Origin of the sequence: Agrobacterium sp. GD03872 (assembly GCF_029840625.1) — a bacterium.
Taxonomy (GTDB): Bacteria; Pseudomonadota; Alphaproteobacteria; order Rhizobiales; family Rhizobiaceae; genus Agrobacterium; species Agrobacterium fabrum_A.
This window is the reverse complement of record NZ_JAOCCY010000001.1, coordinates 259,022-277,944: the sequence shown is the minus strand read 5'-3', so window position 1 is coordinate 277,944 and position 18,923 is coordinate 259,022. Positions and strand designations below refer to the sequence as shown.

The 18,923-nt window shown below is 60.2% G+C and carries 17 protein-coding genes and 1 other RNA gene; 7 read left to right on the top strand and 11 right to left on the bottom strand.

All coding sequences use genetic code 11. The features are described from left to right. Positions 1 to 76 precede the first annotated feature (76 nt). Positions 77 to 694: a Holliday junction branch migration protein RuvA gene (gene ruvA / locus N5D22_RS01265; protein WP_279655735.1), complete on the bottom strand. Its 618-nt coding sequence runs from the start codon at positions 692 to 694 to the stop codon at positions 77 to 79. Between the two features lie 29 nt (positions 695 to 723). Beyond that, on the bottom strand, positions 724 to 1,236 hold the full coding sequence (gene ruvC / locus N5D22_RS01260) for a crossover junction endodeoxyribonuclease RuvC (protein ID WP_279655734.1): 513 nt from the start codon (positions 1,234 to 1,236) through the stop codon (positions 724 to 726). Positions 1,237 to 1,483: 247 nt separating this feature from the next. Between ruvC and N5D22_RS01255 the strand changes: the two genes are divergently transcribed. Both N5D22_RS01255 and N5D22_RS01250 read left to right on the top strand, forming a co-directional pair. Next, positions 1,484 to 3,793, top strand: coding sequence for a methyl-accepting chemotaxis protein (locus N5D22_RS01255; protein WP_279655733.1), 2,310 nt, complete (start codon positions 1,484 to 1,486; stop codon positions 3,791 to 3,793). A gap of 144 nt (positions 3,794 to 3,937) precedes the next feature. Beyond that, entirely contained in the window at positions 3,938 to 4,939 is a 1,002-nt protein-coding gene (locus N5D22_RS01250) for an LLM class flavin-dependent oxidoreductase (RefSeq protein WP_279655732.1), read from the top strand. Positions 4,940 to 5,045: 106 nt separating this feature from the next. On the opposite strand, the gene N5D22_RS01245 is transcribed toward N5D22_RS01250, so the two are convergent. Beyond that, positions 5,046 to 5,792, bottom strand: a complete 747-nt coding sequence (locus N5D22_RS01245; protein ID WP_279655731.1) for a YebC/PmpR family DNA-binding transcriptional regulator — start codon at positions 5,790 to 5,792, stop codon at positions 5,046 to 5,048. A gap of 197 nt (positions 5,793 to 5,989) precedes the next feature. On the opposite strand from N5D22_RS01245, the gene N5D22_RS01240 reads away from it, so the two are divergent. Beyond that, positions 5,990 to 6,493, top strand: a complete 504-nt coding sequence (locus N5D22_RS01240) for a pyridoxamine 5'-phosphate oxidase family protein (RefSeq protein ID WP_279655730.1) — start codon at positions 5,990 to 5,992, stop codon at positions 6,491 to 6,493. A 46-nt stretch (positions 6,494 to 6,539) separates the two neighbouring features. Here N5D22_RS01240 and N5D22_RS01235 read toward each other — a convergent pair whose 3' ends face one another. The 7 genes from N5D22_RS01235 to N5D22_RS01205 form a co-directional block, all read right to left on the bottom strand. Continuing rightward, positions 6,540 to 7,382, bottom strand: coding sequence for an MBL fold metallo-hydrolase (locus N5D22_RS01235; RefSeq protein WP_279655729.1), 843 nt, complete (start codon positions 7,380 to 7,382; stop codon positions 6,540 to 6,542). Positions 7,383 to 7,494: 112 nt separating this feature from the next. Beyond that, positions 7,495 to 8,319, bottom strand: coding sequence for a TIGR00282 family metallophosphoesterase (locus tag N5D22_RS01230; RefSeq protein ID WP_003523211.1), 825 nt, complete (start codon positions 8,317 to 8,319; stop codon positions 7,495 to 7,497). Between the two features lie 72 nt (positions 8,320 to 8,391). Beyond that, positions 8,392 to 9,009 carry a 5-formyltetrahydrofolate cyclo-ligase gene (locus N5D22_RS01225; protein ID WP_279655728.1) on the bottom strand — a complete coding sequence of 206 codons (618 nt, stop codon included), beginning with the start codon at positions 9,007 to 9,009 and terminating at the stop codon, positions 8,392 to 8,394. Next, positions 9,009 to 10,271, bottom strand: coding sequence for a hemolysin family protein (locus N5D22_RS01220; RefSeq protein WP_347881147.1), 1,263 nt, complete (start codon positions 10,269 to 10,271; stop codon positions 9,009 to 9,011). Before N5D22_RS01220 ends, N5D22_RS01225 begins: the two co-directional genes overlap by 1 nt. Before the next feature lie 229 nt (positions 10,272 to 10,500). Beyond that, positions 10,501 to 10,659: non-coding RNA, 6S RNA (gene ssrS, locus N5D22_RS01215), on the bottom strand. Between the two features lie 79 nt (positions 10,660 to 10,738). Then, positions 10,739 to 11,116 (bottom strand): cell division protein ZapA, encoded by a 378-nt coding sequence (locus N5D22_RS01210; RefSeq protein WP_279655726.1) that lies wholly within the window; start codon positions 11,114 to 11,116, stop codon positions 10,739 to 10,741. A 10-nt stretch (positions 11,117 to 11,126) separates the two neighbouring features. Continuing rightward, a complete protein-coding gene (locus N5D22_RS01205; protein WP_046799912.1) occupies positions 11,127 to 11,399 on the bottom strand; it encodes a DUF4164 domain-containing protein in 273 nt (90 codons plus the stop codon). A 325-nt stretch (positions 11,400 to 11,724) separates the two neighbouring features. On the opposite strand from N5D22_RS01205, the gene tkt reads away from it, so the two are divergent. After that, a complete protein-coding gene (tkt, locus tag N5D22_RS01200; RefSeq protein ID WP_279655725.1) occupies positions 11,725 to 13,707 on the top strand; it encodes a transketolase in 1,983 nt (660 codons plus the stop codon). Between the two features lie 62 nt (positions 13,708 to 13,769). Next, a complete protein-coding gene (gap, locus tag N5D22_RS01195) occupies positions 13,770 to 14,780 on the top strand; it encodes a type I glyceraldehyde-3-phosphate dehydrogenase (protein WP_279655724.1) in 1,011 nt (336 codons plus the stop codon). Between the two features lie 195 nt (positions 14,781 to 14,975). Here gap and N5D22_RS01190 read toward each other — a convergent pair whose 3' ends face one another. After that, a complete protein-coding gene (locus N5D22_RS01190; protein WP_279655723.1) occupies positions 14,976 to 15,239 on the bottom strand; it encodes a hypothetical protein in 264 nt (87 codons plus the stop codon). 386 nt (positions 15,240 to 15,625) lie between these two features. Between N5D22_RS01190 and N5D22_RS01185 the strand changes: the two genes are divergently transcribed. Next, the gene (locus N5D22_RS01185) at positions 15,626 to 17,491 is read left to right on the top strand and encodes a potassium/proton antiporter (protein ID WP_279655722.1); all 1,866 of its coding nucleotides are present in this window, start codon (positions 15,626 to 15,628) and stop codon (positions 17,489 to 17,491) included. A 68-nt stretch (positions 17,492 to 17,559) separates the two neighbouring features. Beyond that, positions 17,560 to 18,762, top strand: coding sequence for a phosphoglycerate kinase (locus tag N5D22_RS01180; RefSeq protein ID WP_279655721.1), 1,203 nt, complete (start codon positions 17,560 to 17,562; stop codon positions 18,760 to 18,762). Positions 18,763 to 18,923: the final 161 nt, after the last annotated feature.

Genomic DNA, 18,923 nt, shown 5'->3' with positions numbered 1-18,923 from the left:
TATATCATGACTGTCGCGTCAAGGCGCTTCACGAAATTCAATATCGCGCCCGAACAGCATATGTACCGCGCTCAGCCTACCGCGAAAGCTCCTTCAGCCCGAGCCGGATCAGCCTGGCGCTGTCACCGCCCTCCCCGCCATTCTTCAATGCGGCGGCAACCGCATTGGCCGCCTGATCGCGCGAATAGCCGAGATTGGTGAGCGCGGAGACGGCATCCGCCACAGGCGCGGAAGCAACACCCTCACCAATTTCCTGCTTGAGCCCGATGGACGCCGAAGCTTCTCCGGCAAAGGCGGGCGCCTTGTTGCGAAGTTCGGTCACGAGGCGCACCGCCACCTTCGGTCCGACACCCGGCGCACGCGAAATCATCACCTTGTCCTGAAGCGCGATGGCATTGGCCAGTTCGGAGGGCGACAGCGTGGAAAGGACGGCCAAGGCCACTTTCGAGCCGACCCCCTGCACGCTCTGCAGCAGATTGAACCATTCCCGCTCCAGTGCCGACAGGAACCCGAACAGCTTCAGCTGGTCCTCACGTACATAGGTTTCGATAAACAGCACCACCGCCTCCCCGACGGAGCCGATTTTCGACAGCGTGCGCGCCGAACAATAGGCGACGTAACAGACGCCGTGCACATCCACCAGCACGTAATCCGCGCCGATTTCCTCGATGCTGCCCTTCAATTTTCCGATCATGATGCCGCCCGCTCAGTGAGACTTTCTATTCAGCCGGCCGCCAGGAGCCGCCGCATCCTGTCACCGCCGCGATTATGGGCGTGGCAGATGGCGATGGCGAGCGCGTCCGCCGCATCGTTACCCTTGAATTCAGCTTTCGGCATCAGGATTTTCAGCATCATGTGAATTTGCTGCTTTTCGCCGTGCCCGACGCCGATGACGGCTTTCTTCACCGCATTCGGCGCATATTCGAAGACCGGCAACCCCGCGCGCGCCGGCACCAGCATGGCGATGCCGCGCGCCTGGCCGAGTTTCAGAGTGGCGACCGCATCCTTGTTCACGAAAGTCTGCTCCACCGCCGCCTCGTCCGGCTGATGGCTGTGCACGATATCCGCCAGGCCGTCATGCAGCTGGCAGAGGCGGGAGGCGAGATCCATATCGCCATCCGATGTCACCGTGCCGGAGGCGACAAACCGCAGGCTGTTGCCGAGGGTTTCGATCACACCCCAGCCGGTGCGCCGCAATCCGGGGTCGATACCGATGATTCGAATCGTCTTTTGCATGAGCTACCTTATCTTTCCGGCTGCGACCCTGCCAGCGATAAGTGAACAAAACGACAACATTCATCAAATTTGCGGTGCAGCATTTACCTCTGCTTAAACCGCGTACCGCATTGTTCCCCACAAAATCAAAAAAGGGGAGCTGCGGACATGATGATCCGCAGCACAATATGTTCGCCATATCAGCCGTCCGATGGCGCCATCCATGCATGGTGCGGGAACTGATCCGGCATTGGGGGCTGCTTCGGCCATGCTGAACCGTTTTCATTCCATATCCACCAAGGTGCTCGTCATTTTCCTGGCGCTGATGGCGATCTCCACCGGGGCTCTGACGCTTCTCGGCTATCAGAGCAGCAGCGGCGTTCTCGAGGAACAGGCGTCGAAATCCATGGAGAGCATTCTCGTCTTTCGCGGCGACATGCTCCAGGAACGTCTCGAACAGCTGAAAACCCAGGCGGATTCCATCGCCAAGATCGAATCCCTGCAAATGGCTGTTGTCTCCATGCGCAGCGGCTGGGCCACCGTGCAGAAGAATTCCGGTGATGCAAAGGCGGAACTGCAGCGCGTCTTCGTCAGGGAAAACCCCTTCGGCGACAGGGAAAAGCTGATCAAGCCGGAAAGCCCGAGCGGCTTTTATTATTCCACCCATGAAAAAACCCAGACGGATATAGCCGGTTATCTGCAGGGAACGCCGTTCAGCGACGCTCTCTTCGTCGATCCCGCCGGCACGGTCTATTATTCCTATCTGAAGGGACCGGCTTTCGGCGAGACCGTCAAGGGCGGCGCCTTCGCGGAAAGCGGCCTTGGTGCGGCCTTCACGCGCGGCGCGGCGAATGCCGAAAAGGCGGTCAACGATGTTGCCCAGATCAGCTTCTCCGGCCTGCGGATCGATGCCGCGACGAAAGAGGCCGGTATTTATTTCGGCGTTCCGGTCGTCAAGTTCGGTGCGTTCAAGGGCATCGTCCTCTTCCAGGTCAAGCAAGACGTTTTCAGTCAGATTCTGACGAAAGGCATCGCGGCCGGCAGTTCGGAACAATCCGCGATCGTATCCGCCGATGGTAAGGTTCTCGGCGTCGAGGGCGAAAGGCTGGTCAGCCTTGACCCGGCCATCTACGATTTCCACGGCAATGCCCTGAACGCGGCGGGTATGACTGTCGCCAGGATCGACCGCACGGATGGCGAAGCCAATGCCTATGCGCGTCCGTTCTCTTTTGCCGACGAAAAATATCTGGCGGTGGAAAGCATACTGCGCAGCGAGTTGAACGCAGGCTCCATCTCGATTGCCGGTACGCTTGCCGTGATCGGCCTTTGCGTTCTGGCCGCCATGTGCGCGGCGACAGCCTTCTTGGCACGGCGTCTCTTCGCGCCGCTGGAAAAACTTGCCGGGCTGACCGGCGAAGTGGCCGCAGGCCGCCTCGATGCGGAGATCGGCAATCAGGACCGGAAGGATGAGATCGGCCGCATGGCGCGTGCGCTTGGCAGTTTCCGCGAAAAACTCATTTTGCAGCGGGACATGGAAGAGACCGCATCACGCACCCGGGAAGAAGCCGAAACGGCCCGGCGCGCGCATCTTGCGGAACGCGAGGCCGAGGCAGGCACCCTGCAGATGGTCGTGCAGTCTCTGGATGAGGGGCTGGACCGGCTGGCGAATGGCAATCTCGCCTATCGTATCGAAACCGTCTTCCCCGACGATCTCGAAAGCCTGCGCCACAATTTCAACACCGCGCTCGCCCGGCTCAGCGACACGATGCAGGCCATCGGCGGCAATTCCGCCGCCGTTCGTGGCGGTTCCGAGGAGATGCGGGTGGGGGCCGACCAGCTCGCCGAACGCACCGAGCGGCAGGCAGCCTCCATCACCGAAACGGCAAGCGCCATCAAGGCGATCACGGAGGCCGTCCGCGACCAGATCGAGCGCGCCGAACAGGCAACGCGGATCGCCCGCGACGCCAGCACGGAGGCGACTGCTTCGAGCCGTGTGATGGAACAGACCATCGCCGCCATGGAGGCGATCCAGACCTCGTCGCGCCAGATCAACCAGATCATCGGCGTCATCGACGAAATCGCCTTCCAGACCAACCTTCTCGCCCTTAATGCCGGTGTGGAGGCCGCGCGGGCGGGCGACGCAGGCAAGGGCTTTGCGGTCGTGGCGCAGGAAGTGCGCGAACTGGCGCAGCGTTCGGCCGCCGCCGCTAAGGAAATCACCAGCCTGCTGAAGCGCTCCACCGACGAAGTTTCCGCCGGCGTGACGCTGGTGGAAAAGGCAGGTGCTTCGCTGACCGGCATCGGCAAACACGTGCAGACCATCAGCACCCGTATCGAAGAGATCATGGAATCGACACGCGAGGAAGCGCACACGCTTTCGGAAATCAACAGCACCGTCACCAGCCTGGACACCATGACCCAGCAAAACGCCGCCATGGTGGAAGAAACGACGGCCGCCATTCACAATCTCGCTTCCGAAGCGGGTGAAATGGACGGCAGGCTCGGACAATTCGTATTGGCGTCGGAGAACGAAGCCGCAGGGCATTACGAGAGCAGGCAATTCAGGCGGGCGGGTTAAGAGCATATCGGCCGGCAAAATATCCCGGGCCTCTTCGGAGGCCCAATTTTTTTGAACCATCCTTCAATTCTGCGCGACTTCTCTGGTAAATCGGGACATGCGCCTTACATCCGCAGCAAAGAGAGAATTACGCAGGAGCGTCGGATGATCCCCTTTTCCATTCTCGACCTTTCGCCGATCGGCGAAGGCGAGAGCGTCAGCGAGGCGCTAGAAAATTCCCAACGAATGGCGATCAAGGCCGAAGAACACGGCTATAACCGCATCTGGCTGGCGGAGCACCATGGCATGCCGGGCATTGCCAGCGCGGCAACATCGCTGGTCATCGCCCATGTGGGCGCGGCCACGAAACATATTCGCGTCGGTTCCGGCGGTATCATGCTGCCCAACCATTCCCCCCTTGTCATCGCCGAACAGTTCGGAACGCTTGCCGCACTCCTTCCCGGCCGGGTCGATCTCGGCCTCGGCCGTGCACCCGGAACCGATATGCGCACAGCACGGGCGCTACGCCGCAACCTCGATGCCGGCGCGGAAAACTTCCCGCAGGACATCATCGAACTGCAGCGTTACCTTGGTGCGCCGCAGCCGGATCAGGCAATCCTTGCCGTGCCGGGCATGAATTCCAACGTGCCGCTCTGGCTGCTCGGTTCCAGCACCTACAGCGCGCATCTCGCCGCAGCCCTCGGCCTGCCCTATTCCTTCGCCTCACATTTTGCCCCTGACATGCTGATGGAGGCGATCCATATCTATCGCGAGCGTTTCCAACCCTCCGAGGTGCTGGACAAGCCCTATGTGATGGTGGGTGTGATGGGTGTCGGCGCCGATACGGACGAGGAGGCGCAGCATCTCTTCACCTCGTCGCAGCAGCAATTCGTCAACCTGCGCCGCAACGTGCGCACGCAGTTTCCGAAGCCGGTGCACAGCATGGACGATTACTGGAACGAAATGGAGCGTTTCTCTGTCGAACACACGCTGCGTTTCGCCGCCGTCGGCTCGCCTGAGACGATCCAACGCCACCTCGACGGCTTCCTGGCGGAGACGCAGGCCGATGAGCTGATCGTTTCCATGCCGATCCATGACATCGAAAAGCGGCTGCGATCCGTGGAGATTTTTGCCGACGTGCGAACCTCCATAAAGAAGGCCGCCTAGAGTTTTTCAGTATTTCCCGACGGAAAAGAGGATGCCACTTTTCCTGGGAATGCTTTAAACAAAAAGCCCCGGAGCGGATCGCTGCCGGGGCTTTTTTTGAGGAACGTCAGGCGGAAAGCTTGGCGAGAATTTCATCGGATACTTCGAAGTTGGAATAGACGTTCTGCACGTCGTCATCGTCTTCGAGATTGTCGATGAGCTTCATCAGCGACTGCGCCTTTTCTTCATCCACCGGCACCGTGTTCTGCGACTTCCAGATGGCCTTGACGCTTTCGGCTTCGCCCAGCACGCCTTCCAGCGCCTTGGAAACCTCGTTCATCGCTTCGAAACCGCAGATGATGGTGTGGCCGTCTTCGGAAGATTCGACATCGTCGGCGCCGGCCTCGATGGCCGCTTCCATGACCTTGTCGGCATCGCCGACTTCCGCCTTGTAGGTGATTTCGCCGACGCGATCGAAGGAGAAGGACACCGAACCGGTTTCACCGAGCGCACCGCCGGCCTTGGTGAAGATGGAACGCACGTTGGAGGCGGTGCGGTTGCGGTTGTCGGTCAGCGCCTCGACGATGACGGCGACGCCGCCCGGGCCGTAACCCTCATAGCGGACTTCATCATAGTTCTCGCCTTCGGCGCCGGCGGCCTTCTTGATGGCGCGCTCGATATTGTCCTTCGGCATGGACTGGGCCTTGGCGTTCTGGATCGCCAGACGCAGGCGCGGGTTCATGTTCGGGTCGGGCATGCCCGTTTTGGCCGCAACGGTGATTTCGCGCGCAAGCTTGGAAAACATTTTGGACCGAACGGAGTCCTGCTTACCCTTGCGGTGCATGATGTTCTTGAACTGTGAATGGCCAGCCATGGAAAACCTGATTGTCGTAATTTGGAGATTGCGGGCCTTATAAGTGCGATAGGCCCATCGTTCAAGCCCGCAGGCGCTTTCTCTTGCCGCAACCACAGAAGGAACTGATTTATCCGCTTGTCGTTCTGATCATGAACACGGCAGAGACGAGCATGGTTTCATCGTCGCCACAGCATCAGACCGGAAGGAGAAAGCACATGGTCAGCCTGACTGAAGCAAGAGAAGCCCCGGCCCGCCAGCTCTGGGACGAGATCAATTCCGTTCATGCCGGCATGCTCGGACTTGAGGGCCTGCACAGTCACATGCAGCCAATGGCGCCCCATGCTGACCCCAGGACCAACACGATATGGTTCTTCTCCAAAAAAGACACCAATCTGGTGAAATCGCTGAAATCCGGCTCACGCGCGCATTTCTGCCTCGTCGGCAAGGATCATGATTATCATGCCTGCCTCTCCGGCATTCTTGAAACACGCGACGACAGGGCGAAGATCGACGAATACTGGAATTCCGTCACCGCCGCCTGGTACGAGCACGGCAAGAGCGATCCGCAGCTGACGATGCTGGCGCTGCATGTGGACGATGCCGACATCTGGGCCTCGACAGACAGCACGCTGAAATTCGGCTGGGAAATCGCCAAGGCCAACATGTCCGACGACAAGACCCCGGATGTCGGCGTCCGCCAGCACCTCACCTTCGCCTGATCGGATGAATCCGACCAGGGTTCCCGGCCTTCTTCGCCCGCCGCCGCTACATGCCTTTCGGCACCAGTATCTGCGGCTGGCGGGGAAGGTTTCTCATCGAGACCCGGATCACCGGATCCGTGGCATAGGCAATCCGGAAACTTCCCCCGAACATGTTGAGAAACTGCTCGAGCGGCGGGCCAGTGCGGTGCATCGGCAGGATCAGCGCGGAGCGCAGGCGCTTGACCACCCGGCTCATGCTGTCGGCGCCCATGGTCAGCCCGCCATCCACCGGCACCATCAGCACATCGAGACGGCCGATCTCGGCGTAATGCGTATCCGTCAGCTCGTGATGCAGATGGCCGAGATGACCGATACACAGCCCGGCAACCTCGAAAATGAAGATGGAATTGCCGTTTTCCTGAAAGGATTCGTAATCGCCCCAGCGGTTGCGGATATCGGTCGCGACATTACGGATATAGACGTCATCCACCAGAACCTTGTGTTCGGCCTTTTCTCCGGGCGTATCGCTCCAGCCATGCAGAACATATTGAATGGCCGGATCCGGATTGAGGGTGAAATGGGTGGAATGCGCCCGGTTCATCGTCACCACCGTCGGCGTGACAGGCGGACGATAAACACCATTATAGTCGGTGGCGATCGTCACGCCGCCGGGGCTTTCGATCAGATAGGTGGAATGGCCGATGAAGCTGATCTTCACCTCTTCCTTTGCCGTGAGCTGAGCCATCTGGACGCCCGGCGGATTGAAGCTCGCGAACGTGACGCCGGGAATGTTGCTGGCGATCGCCTGGCATTGACTGACGGGAGGACGGCTTTCCGTCTGGGAGAAGGCCGCTCCCGTACAGGCGACCAACCCCGATATTGCAAGCATTAGCACGCGCAGCATCATGCCACTCCCCTGAACTTGCGATGTTGAGAGGATGAGACAGGTTTTGCGGGTCGTCCAGTTACAAGAACAGCGGAAGGCTCACAATTTCGTCATTGTGAGCGCTTCAATAAAGTTACACCCAGAAGGATGGAAGGGTTTCCGAAAGGCGCGGCCCGATGCGCAGCGGCGCAATCTTCTCCGCAAGACCGGTGCGGTCGGAGATTTCGACACCAACGCCACAGATCGTCGCCGGTCCGCTGGCAGCCTCGAAACGGCCCTTCGGCATCTTGGAAATGAAGCGGTTGATCGGCTCTTCCTTCTCCATTCCAAGCGAGCTGTCATAATCGCCGCACATGCCGGCATCCGACATATAGGCGGTTCCGCCGTTGAGTATCTGGGCATCCGCCGTCGGAACATGGGTGTGGGTGCCGACGACGAAACTCGCGCGGCCATCGACGAAATGGCCGAAACACTGTTTCTCGCTGGTCGCCTCGGCGTGGAAATCGAAAATGATGGCGTCGGCCTGTTCCTTCAGCGGGCAGGCGGCAAGAATGTTTTCCGCCGACTTGAAGGGATCGTCCAACTCCGGATGCATGAACACCCGCCCCATGATGTTGGCGACCAATATACGTGCGCCGTTGCGGGCATAAAAAATGCCCGAGCCCTTGCCCGGTGTTCCGTCAGGATAATTGGCGGGCCGCAGGAACTGGTCATGGCGCTCGCAGAAGGAAACCGCTTCCTTCTGGTCCCAGACATGGTTGCCGGTCGTGACAACATCGGCGCCGGCATTGATGGTCTCGAGATAAATGTCTTCGGTGATACCGAAACCGCCGGCGGCGTTTTCACCGTTGACGATCACGAAATCGAGCTTCAGATCGGAAATCAGCCCCGGCAATCGTTCCCAGACAGCCGTGCGTCCGGTCTTGCCAACCATATCTCCGAGAAAAAGAAGCCTCATTCACCCGCCCCGATCTTGCGCATGTTTCTATATTTGGTCCCCTCTAGCGGGTAATCGATCTTTTAAAAAGTGCTAAAGCGCCTTTTGTCCCATATCGGGCATCGGCAGCGGCCTCGAAAACCAGCGCAGGCCGCTTTCCGTCAGAATGGCGTGAAGCCGCACATCGTGCGGCTCCGCCGGTATGGATGGCGCTTCCTGGCAATCGAAGGCGACGCCGATGAGAACAGGCTGACGGCCCTTGGCGTGCAATCGCGCAATGGCGCGGTCATAATGGCCCGCGCCATAACCGACCCGCTGTCCCTGCCCATCGAAGACGGAAAGAGGCACGAGCAGAATATCCGGATCGAGAACCTCCGCATCCTCACCCGGGCCGGTCGTACCGAAACCGGTCTTCACCAGCGGCGCATCCGCCTCAAAGGCGCGGAAAACGATGGTTTCGCGATCCAGCACAACGGGGAGAACGAGACGCCCGCCCCTTGTGCGCAACGCTTCCATCAGCGGCCGGGTATCGGCCTCGGAGCGGATCGGCATGAAACCGGAAATCACGGTATCAGGTGAAAAGGTGATGCCGGAGGCGCCATGGGCCGCAATCGACTGGCTCTTCCGTTGCCGTTCCGCCAAACTCAGCGCATCGCGCGCGGCGAGCCTTTCGCCGCGCAGCCTCGCTTTTTCGGCAATGTCGCCGGACATCAGGCGGCCCGGCTCACGAGAACCTTGTCGATACGGTGACCGTCGAGGTCGATGACCTCGAAACGCCAGCCGTTGCGGGTAATGTGTTCGCCCAGTTCCGGCAGGCGGCGGAACTCGTCCAGAACCAGACCGGCGACGGTTTCGAACTCGGCATCCTCATCGATCTGGAAACCCATGCGATCAGCGAACTCATCGGCAGGCATCCAGCCGGCGACCAGGAACGAACCGTCCTCGCGCTCGACCATGGCCGGTTCCTCATCGTCATCTTCCTGGAATGCGCCGGTAATGGCTTCAAGCACGTCACCGGAGCTGATGATACCTTCGAAGTGGCCGTATTCGTCATAGACCAGCACCATATGCACCGTGGAGCGGCGCAGAGACTGGATAACGTCCACCGCACTCGTCAGGTCCGATACGACAGGAACTTCGCGCAGAAGTTCGCGAATGTTGAGTTCCTTGCCGGAGGCCAGCGCATCGAAGGCGTCCTTGGCGAAAAGCACGCCGAGAATTTCATCCGAAGCACCGTTGCGCACCGGCAGGCGCGAACGCTGCGTCAGGCGAAGCTGTTCGCGGATTTCCTCGGCGCTGTCTTCGATATCGACCACTTCCACATCGCGGCGCGGCGTCATCAGGCCGCGCGCATTGCGGTCGGCAAGGCGCATGACGCTGGTGATCATCGCCGATTCCTCGGTCTCAATCACGCCGGCGCTGTGGGCTTCGGCCAGAACCGTGCGGATTTCATCGTCGGTAACCGAAGCGTTGGATTCACCGCTATGGCCGAGAAGCGCCAGAACGGTCTTGCCAGACCGGTCGAGCAGCCACACCAGCGGCGCGCCGATCTTGGACAGCAGCGTCATGGTGGGCGCGACGCGGGCGGCGACCTTTTCAGGATCGCGCAGCGCGATCTGCTTCGGCACGAGTTCGCCGACGATCAGCGACAGATAGGTGATGGCGACGACCACCGAACCGACGCCGAGCGCATCGGCAACGCGGTCGGGCACGCCCTGCTCCGCCAGCCATGCCGTAAAGCGGGCGCCGAGCGTGGCGCCTGAAAAGGCGCCCGAGAGAATGCCGACCAGCGTGATGCCGATCTGAACCGTGGAAAGAAAGCGTCCGGGATTTTCAGAAAGGCTGAGCGCCAGCGTGGCACCCTTGCTGCCCTGCGCGGCAAGCACCTTGAGCCTCGCCGGTCTGGAGGAGACAACGGCAAGCTCGGACATGGCAAGCACACCGTTCAATACGGTGAGCAGGACCACGATCATAATTTCAGTAAACAAGTTTAGCTCTTTGGGCTGTTGAACGGCACGTCGCGGTTTTGGCCGCAGCACCCTTTATGCAAAGGGCATGACAGACATACCAATCCGAATAATAGGCAATTGTTTCGCCATTGCAATGAGAGCGATACAAAAAAGCCGTGCCCGGCAGTAGTGAAAAATAACTGTCGACGATAAAACAATCAGGTGAAGAACCGGGTTTGACCGGAAACTTCAAGCGCGATCCACGGCGACCGATGGAGATTTACGATCCTGGGCGCCTACAAAAGTAGGTGGGCACCGTGTGTCCAGCCCCACGGGACTGGCCAGGGACAGCTCCCTTTGGATCGAGTATGGCCCCAGGGATTGTGGTTCCTGTCGGGAAGCGCAGAACGCATAGAAGATATAGGACGGATCGGAGAAAACCGCCAGAGGGTGCGGCGCGAAATTTTGCCGCCTCAGAACTCTGCGCGCCGTCAATGCGCCGCTGGCTTCGGCCGCGCCAGCAGTTTTTCGGTGATGCCGTTCAGCCGATCGGCGAGATCGCCGATGGCAAGCGCCACCATCTCGTCCGATTTCGCCCTGTGCTCGGCCATGCCGTCGCGGTTGCGGGAAAGGGCCGCGACTTCCCCTTCCAGCTTCTCGATCTTGCGGTTGAGTTCGGAAAGCTCGTCCATCACCATGATGCCGGCCATGACGGTGAGCCTCAGATCGCCGATTTCGCCGAACTGGCTCTTGAGGTGCCCGACATACCGGTCGAAACGGGTGGCGAGATCGGTCAGGTGGTCTTCCTGTCCCGCCTCGCACGCCATGCGATAGGCCTTGCCGTCGATCATAACAGTGACTTGCGCCATGAAACCGCTCCTATCGATCCAGCACCGCGCGGATCGTCTCCATGGCCGTCACCAGCCGGCGGGAAACCTCGCGATTGACTTCTTCAAGACGATTGGCGCGAAATTCGGCCTGATCCAGTTCCTGGGCGAGCCTCGCGCGGTCGACATGGACCCGCTTGACCTCATTGTCGATCTCGCCCGTCTCCCTTTGCCGCTCGATACGCATATCGATGGCATTTTCGAGATTTGTGATGGCAGCATTAAGCTCCGTCAGCGCAGATTGTACGGTCTTCTCAGCCGACATCGTTTTTTCCAACTCGCACGCCACCGGCCGAATCGTCCGGTTTCAGGCCTTTCCAACACTCACGAGGTTATTACCCGATTTATCATCCCGTCAATCAAACCAGTGCATTGAAGCGTTTTGCTCTGTGGATGAACGAACAGGCACAGACTTATATTGCACGTATTTTGCCGCGACACCTGATTTTCTAAACGATTTTTTCTCCCGGAGAGAACCGCAAACGCCCGTGGATTTATTGACTTGCCTGCCTCACCTGCTATGGATCAACCCGCTTTTTGGATAGTTGCGTAAAACTATCTCCTTTCACCCGGAAACAGACGGAAAAGCCATGATTTCTCGCGACAAACACAACCGGATGGCCAATGCGATCCGCTTTCTTGCCATGGATGCAGTGGAGAAGGCCAATTCAGGCCATCCCGGTCTGCCGATGGGCGCCGCTGATGTCGCCACCGTTCTCTTCACCCGTTATCTGAAATTCGATCCGAAGGCGCCGCTCTGGGCGGACCGCGACCGCTTCGTGCTGTCCGCAGGCCATGGTTCGATGCTTCTTTACTCGCTGCTCTATTTGACGGGCTACGAGGACATGACGATCGACGAGATCAAGCGTTTCCGTCAGTTCGGTTCCAAGACCGCCGGCCATCCCGAATATGGCCATGCGACCGGCATCGAAACGACGACCGGCCCGCTCGGCCAGGGCATCGCCAACGCCGTCGGCATGGCGATCGCTGAGCGCAAGCTGGAAGAGGAATTCGGCTCCGACCTGCAGAGCCACTTCACCTATGTGCTGTGCGGCGACGGCTGCCTCATGGAAGGCATCAGCCACGAAGCCATCGCGCTTGCCGGCCATCTGAAGCTCAACAAGCTCGTTCTGTTCTGGGATGACAACAACATCACCATCGACGGCGAAGTCGGCCTTTCCGACAGCACCGACCAGATCGCCCGCTTCCAGGCCGTGCACTGGAACACCATCCGTGTGGATGGCCACGATCCGGACGCGATTGCCGCCGCCATCGAGGCCGCACAGAAATCTGACCGTCCGACCTTCATCGCCTGCAAGACCGTCATCGGTTTCGGCGCACCGAACAAGCAGGGCACCCACAAGGTGCACGGCAACCCGCTCGGCGCCGAAGAAATCGCTGCCGCCCGCAAGCACCTGAACTGGGAAGCCGAAGCTTTCGTCGTTCCGGAAGATGTGCTCGATGCATGGCGTCTGGCCGGCCTGCGCTCCACCAAGACCCGCCAGGACTGGGAAGCCCGCCTTGAAGCCGCTGAAGCCGGCAAGAAGGCCGAGTTCAAGCGTCGCTTCGCCGGCGACCTGCCCGGCAATTTCGACAGCGCCATCGATGCCTTCAAGAAGAAGATCATTGAGAACAACCCGACGGTTGCCACCCGCAAGGCCTCGGAAGATTCGCTCGAAGTCATCAACGGTATCCTGCCGGAAATGATCGGCGGCTCGGCCGACCTGACGCCGTCCAACAACACCAAGACCAGTCAGATGAAGTCCATCACGCCGACGGACTTCTCCGGCCGCTACCTGCATTACGGCATCCGCGAGCATGGCATGGCGGCGGCGATGAACGGCATCGCACTGCATGGCGGCCTCATCCCCTATGCCGGCGGCTTCCTGATCTTCTCGGACTATTGCCGTCCGTCGATCCGCCTTGCCGCGCTCATGGGCATCCGCGTCGTCCACGTTCTGACGCATGATTCCATCGGCGTCGGCGAAGACGGCCCGACCCACCAGCCGGTGGAGCAGATCGCAGCGCTTCGCGCCATTCCGAACCTTCTCCTCTTCCGTCCGGCGGATGAAACCGAGACGGCGGAATGCTGGCAGCTGGCTCTCGAGCAGAAGCATCGCCCGTCCGCGCTGGCGCTGACCCGCCAGAACCTTGCGCCCTCGCGCAAGGAATATGAAGAGAAAAACCTCTCCGCTTACGGCGCTTACGAACTGGTATCCGCCAGCGACGCCAAGGTTTCGATCTTCGCTTCCGGCTCGGAAGTGGAAGTGGCGCTGAAGGCTGCCGCAATGCTGAAGGACAAGGGCGTTTCGGCCCGCGTCGTTTCCGTTCCCTGCTTCGAGCTCTTCAAGGAGCAGCCGGAAACCTATCGCAACGCCATCATCGGCAAGGCTCCGGTCAGAATAGCGGTGGAAGCCGCCATCCGCCAGGGCTGGGATTATTTCATCGGCTCCGACGGCGCTTTCGTCGGCATGCACTCCTTTGGAGCGTCTGCGCCGGCGAAGGATCTCTTCAAGCACTTCGGCATCACGGCGGAAGCCGTCGTCGCCGCAGTCGAGGCAAAACTTGCGTGAGGGCTCCCAAGGCCCCCACATTCCGCACAGACCAAGCACATATCTTGATCGGGAGACTGTAAATGACTGTAAAAGTTGCCATTAACGGCTTCGGCCGCATCGGCCGCAACGTCCTGCGCGCCATCGTCGAATCCGGCCGCACCGATATCGAAGTCGTCGCCATCAACGACCTCGGCCCGGTTGAAACCAACGCTCACCTGCTGCGCTACGATTCGATCCACGGCAAGTTCCCGGCCGAGGTGAAGGTCGAAGGCGATACGATCATCGTTGGCGGCGGCAAGCCAATCAAGGTGACCGCCGTTCGCGATCCGGCAACGCTGCCGCACAAGGAACTCGGCGTCGACATCGCGCTCGAATGCACCGGCATCTTTACCGCCCGCGACAAGGCCGCCGCTCACCTGACGGCTGGCGCAAAGCGCGTCATCGTTTCGGCTCCGGCTGACGGCGCGGACCTCACGGTCGTTTTCGGCGTCAATGACGACCAGCTGTCGAAGGACCATCTGGTCATCTCCAACGCATCCTGCACCACCAACTGCCTCGTGCCGGTCGTGAAGGTTCTCGATGACGCCGTTGGTATCGATCATGGCTTCATGACCACGATCCACTCCTACACGGGCGACCAGCCGACGCTGGACACCATGCACAAGGATCTGTACCGCGCCCGCGCCGCAGCCCTGTCCATGATCCCGACCTCGACGGGCGCAGCCAAGGCCGTCGGTCTCGTTCTGCCGCACCTCAAGGGCAAGCTGGACGGCACGTCGATCCGCGTTCCTACCCCGAACGTCTCCGTCGTCGACTTCAAGTTCATCGCCAAGCGCGACACGACGGTCGAGGAAATCAACGAGGCGATCAAGTCTGCCGCCAACGGCAAGCTGAAGGGCATTCTCGGCTATACCGAAGAGCCGCTGGTTTCCCGCGACTTCAACCATGACAGCCACTCCTCGATCTTCGCAATCGACCAGACCAAGGTCATGGAAGGCAAGTTCGTGCGCATCCTGTCCTGGTACGACAACGAGTGGGGCTTCTCCAACCGCATGTCGGATACGGCCGTCGCCTTCGCGAAGACCATCTAAGCAAGACCCGGTTCCATCGAAAAGCCGGCGGGAGCAATCCTGCCGGCTTTTTGTTTGTAAAAAAATGCCGGCGGGAAACGAGGAAACCCGCCGGCATCGATCCAGAAGCAAGGCGGGGGCTACGGATCGAAAACCATCGCCGTCTGAGGGCGGACCAAACCCTCCCTCAGACGGCCGGATGACACGGGCCATCCCTCATTTTTTATTGTTGATGATGACCGGCCCCGAATTGCCCGCACTGCTCCAGATCGTATCGAAAGTCTGTTGCCGCAATTCGCTTTGCTGCATGGAAAGCTTCATCATGCAGTCGGCAAAATCCCGCGAGCCTTCATAATAACCAAATGCACGGCAGCGTTCGCGTTGTGCGGCCATGTTTTCAGCTGTCTGCTCCGTGCTGGAGCAAGCGGAGACAGTTAAGGCCGCCGCCAGCAATATGATAAATGTAGATATCCGTTTCATCCGATGCTCCGGTAATGGGGAAAGCAATTCGGAAGCCAGAGCTAACGCAGCTGCATTGTCTCTATGTTACGTCGAAACAGCCACGGGTGAATTGTTTCCGCGGGGGTATCGACCGCTTCTCCGCGCCTTGCATGTTTTCGCCCGCGGGCCGAAAAATTCCCATTTCCTGCCTTTGTCTGGTCCATTTTGAAACGGACAAGGGAAACAGGGAAATGGTCGTGCGCAATGCACTTCGGCCCTGCCGTATCATTCGATACACCCCGCCTTGCGTCGCCTTTCAACGCCAGCAGAAACAGCGCTGACAGACCGCAACCCGTGGCGCATTGACTGCTGACGCGCAGAGCATTCATTGCAGCGGTCAACGCGGTTTGAATGAGGCGGTGGACGTGGAATCATTTTATTTTCTGTTGCTGGTGGCAACTGTTCTGGTTCTCGTCGCAGCTTTCTCGAGCCTCCTCGCCTTCCGCTTCGGCGCACCCCTCCTCCTGCTCTTCCTGATGATCGGCCTTGTGGCCGGCGTGGATGGCCTCGGCATCGAATTCACCAACAATCCGCTGGCCTATATGCTGGGTTCGCTTGTGCTCGCCGTCATTCTGTTCGATTCCGGTTTCGGCACGTCCATCCAGTCCTTCCGGCTTTCCGCAGCACCCGCAGTGGCGCTCGCCACGGGCGGCGTCATCCTCACATCCGTGTTTTTCGCAGGCGCCGCCGCCCTGCTGCTCGGGCTTTCCTGGCTGGAGGGACTGCTGCTCGGCGCCATAGTCGCCTCCACGGATGCGGCGGCCGTGTTCTTCCTGCTGCGTATCGGCGGCATCCATATCCGCGATCAGGTACGTTCGACGCTGGAAGTCGAATCCGGCACCAACGATCCGATGGCCATCTTTCTCACCGTCGCGCTGGTCGAAATCATCGCAAAGGGCCAGGGGCTTGCCGGCATCGACAGCGGCTTCCTGCTGCTTTTCATCGAGCAGATGGGCCTCGGCCTGATTTTCGGCCTGCTCGGCGGGCTGATGATCGCCACCGTCGTCAACCGTTTCGCAGCCGACCGCGGGCTGGCGCCGATCTTCGTGCTAGCGCTGGCGCTGCTCGTCTTTTCCTTTACCGGCGCTATTGGCGGCAGCGGTTTTCTGGCCGTCTATGTGGCTGGCATCGTCGCCGGCAACCGCCGGGTCTTTGCCAAGGAAACCATCCGACGTTTCCATGAGGGCCTGACCTGGCTTGCCCAGATCATCATGTTCCTGATGCTCGGCCTGCTCGCCACGCCGTCGCAATTTCCGGCCATCGCCATTCCGGCCGTGCTGCTGGCGCTTTTCCTGATCTTCGTCGCCCGCCCGCTGGCGGTCTGGCTCAGCCTCATGCCCTTCAACTACACCCAGCAGGAAACCTCCTTCGTGGCCTGGGTGGGTCTGCGCGGCGCGGTCTCCATCCTGCTCGCCATCATGCCCATTCTCGGCGGGCTCAACGATGCGCAGATCTATTTCAACGCCGCCTTCATCATCGTGCTGGTCTCGCTGCTCGTGCAGGGCTGGACCATCAAGCCGGTGGCGACACGGCTCGGCCTGATCGTGCCGCCGCGCATGGGCGAGGTGGACAAGCTGGAGGTCGACCTTCCCGGCACCGCCAATCATGAGCTGATTTCCTACCGGGTCGCCAGGGGCAGCGCCATCATGCAGGGCGAGCGTATTCCGCGCTGGGCAATGCCTTCGCTGGTGGTGCGCGACGGCAAGTCGATCCGCTACCAATATGCCGGTCGGCTGCGGGAGAACGATCTCGTCTATCTTTTCATCGCCCCCGGTTATTCCCGCCTGATCGACCGGCTGTTCGCCAGCGCCCTGCCGGTTGCCGATGACGACGCCGATTTCTTCGGCACTTTCGCAATCTCGCCCAGCCGTCCGGCCAAGGAACTGGACACGGCCTATGGCCCCGGCCTGCTTTCACCCGCCGAACAGGCGATGAGCGTTGCGGAACTCATCGAGGCGCGCCTTGCCGGGAAGGCCGATTATGCCGACCGCGTGCGCCTTGGCTCCATCGTCCTCATCGTCCGTACACTGGACGAGCACGAAGCCATCACAGGCGTCGGAATCTCGCTCGAACCGGTGGAACCGGCCACAAGCCTGCCAATCTTCATCAGCTTTTCGGAAATCCTCGACCGCGTGCGCAATTATCTGGCAGAGAAGCGTCAGCCCCGCGCCGAAGGCGTGGAAGAAACCGCCCCGGCCCCGGCCAGTTCAGTGAGAGAAAATGAGGCCTGACCGGCTTGCGTCGGCAATCAGGCATAGTATGGTCCCTGCCGAACTCGCAACAACATCAGGATCGACCTATGCCCGCTTTCAAGACCCTCGACGACCTCAACGACATTGCCGGAAAGCGCGTTCTCGTCCGCGTTGATCTCAACGTGCCGGTTGCGGATGGGAAAGTGACGGACAAGACCCGTATCGAACGCGTTGCACCCACCATTCTGGAGCTTTCCAAAAAAGGCGCCAAAGTCATCCTGCTCGCCCATTTCGGCCGCCCGAAGGGCGAGCCGGTTGCCGACATGTCGCTTTCGCAGATCGTGCCCGCCGTCGAGGAAGTGCTGGATCACGCCGTTTCCTTCGCAACCGATTGCACCGGCGCAGCGGCAGCCGATGCCGTTGCGAAACTCAACGATGGCGATATCCTGCTTCTGGAAAACACCCGTTTCCACAAGGGTGAAGAAAAGAACGATCCGGCCTTTGTCGAGGCTCTGGCGGCCAATGGCGATATCTATGTGAACGACGCCTTCTCCGCGGCCCACCGCGCCCACGCCTCCACCGAAGGCCTTGCACGCCACCTGCCCGCCTATGCCGGCCGCACCATGCAGGCCGAGCTTGAGGCTCTGGAAAAGGGCCTCGGCCAGCCGGTGCGCCCGGTTGTCGCCATCGTCGGCGGCGCCAAGGTTTCGAGCAAGATCGACCTGCTGATGAACCTCGTGAAGAAGGTCGATGCCCTCGTCATCGGCGGCGGCATGGCCAACACCTTCCTTGCCGCCCGCGGCACCAATGTCGGCAAATCGCTCTGCGAGCACGATCTGGCCGAGACAGCAAAACAGATCATGATCGAAGCCGCGACATCCGGCTGCGCCATCGTCCTGCCGGAAGACGGCGTTGTCGCCCGCGAGTTCAAGGCCGGTGCCGCCAATGAAACCGTCGATATCAACGCCATTCCCGCCGACGCCATGGTTCTCGATGTCGGCCCGAAATCGGTCGAAAGCATCAAGGCCTGGATCTCGCGCGCGGAAACGCTGGTCTGGAACGGCCCGCTCGGCGCATTCGAAATCGAGCCCTTCGATGCGGCAACCGTGGCTGCGGCAAAGTACGCGGCCGAATGCACCAAGGCCGGCGATCTCGTCTCCGTCGCCGGCGGCGGCGATACGGTGGCGGCACTGAACCACGCCGGCGTTTCAGACGATTTTACCTACATCTCGACGGCGGGCGGCGCCTTCCTTGAATGGATGGAAGGCAAGGAATTGCCGGGCGTTGCCATCCTTGCCACCGCCAAGTAAACTACCTTACTTGCCTGACACGAGGCCGGACAAGCATCGCTTGTCCGGCCTTGTTTTTTGGTAAGTGCGCTTGGGAGGAAAAGTTTCAAACGATTGAAATGATTTCAATCGTTTCAATGAGTTAGCGCGCCATTTCCCTGCCCTGGAACTTCTGTTATCGG

What these genes read in the sequence shown, in the direction of transcription:
- N5D22_RS01210 (WP_279655726.1), bottom strand. Translation starts at nt 11,116, where the DNA reads ATGGCGCAAGTCACTGTTATGATCGACGGCAAGGCCTATCGCATGGCG.
- N5D22_RS01245 (WP_279655731.1), bottom strand. Translation starts at nt 5,792, where the DNA reads ATGGCTGGCCATTCACAGTTCAAGAACATCATGCACCGCAAGGGTAAG.
- N5D22_RS01240 (WP_279655730.1), top strand. Translation starts at nt 5,990, where the DNA reads ATGGTCAGCCTGACTGAAGCAAGAGAAGCCCCGGCCCGCCAGCTCTGG.
- N5D22_RS01225 (WP_279655728.1), bottom strand. Translation starts at nt 9,009, where the DNA reads ATGTCCGGCGACATTGCCGAAAAAGCGAGGCTGCGCGGCGAAAGGCTC.
- N5D22_RS01220 (WP_347881147.1), bottom strand. Translation starts at nt 10,271, where the DNA reads ATGATCGTGGTCCTGCTCACCGTATTGAACGGTGTGCTTGCCATGTCC.
- N5D22_RS01235 (WP_279655729.1), bottom strand. Translation starts at nt 7,382, where the DNA reads ATGATGCTGCGCGTGCTAATGCTTGCAATATCGGGGTTGGTCGCCTGT.
- ruvA (WP_279655735.1), bottom strand. Translation starts at nt 694, where the DNA reads ATGATCGGAAAATTGAAGGGCAGCATCGAGGAAATCGGCGCGGATTAC.
- N5D22_RS01230 (WP_003523211.1), bottom strand. Translation starts at nt 8,319, where the DNA reads ATGAGGCTTCTTTTTCTCGGAGATATGGTTGGCAAGACCGGACGCACG.
- N5D22_RS01205 (WP_046799912.1), bottom strand. Translation starts at nt 11,399, where the DNA reads ATGTCGGCTGAGAAGACCGTACAATCTGCGCTGACGGAGCTTAATGCT.
- tkt (WP_279655725.1), top strand. Translation starts at nt 11,725, where the DNA reads ATGATTTCTCGCGACAAACACAACCGGATGGCCAATGCGATCCGCTTT.
- ruvC (WP_279655734.1), bottom strand. Translation starts at nt 1,236, where the DNA reads ATGCAAAAGACGATTCGAATCATCGGTATCGACCCCGGATTGCGGCGC.
- gap (WP_279655724.1), top strand. Translation starts at nt 13,770, where the DNA reads ATGACTGTAAAAGTTGCCATTAACGGCTTCGGCCGCATCGGCCGCAAC.
- N5D22_RS01190 (WP_279655723.1), bottom strand. Translation starts at nt 15,239, where the DNA reads ATGAAACGGATATCTACATTTATCATATTGCTGGCGGCGGCCTTAACT.
- N5D22_RS01180 (WP_279655721.1), top strand. Translation starts at nt 17,560, where the DNA reads ATGCCCGCTTTCAAGACCCTCGACGACCTCAACGACATTGCCGGAAAG.
- N5D22_RS01255 (WP_279655733.1), top strand. Translation starts at nt 1,484, where the DNA reads ATGCTGAACCGTTTTCATTCCATATCCACCAAGGTGCTCGTCATTTTC.
- N5D22_RS01250 (WP_279655732.1), top strand. Translation starts at nt 3,938, where the DNA reads ATGATCCCCTTTTCCATTCTCGACCTTTCGCCGATCGGCGAAGGCGAG.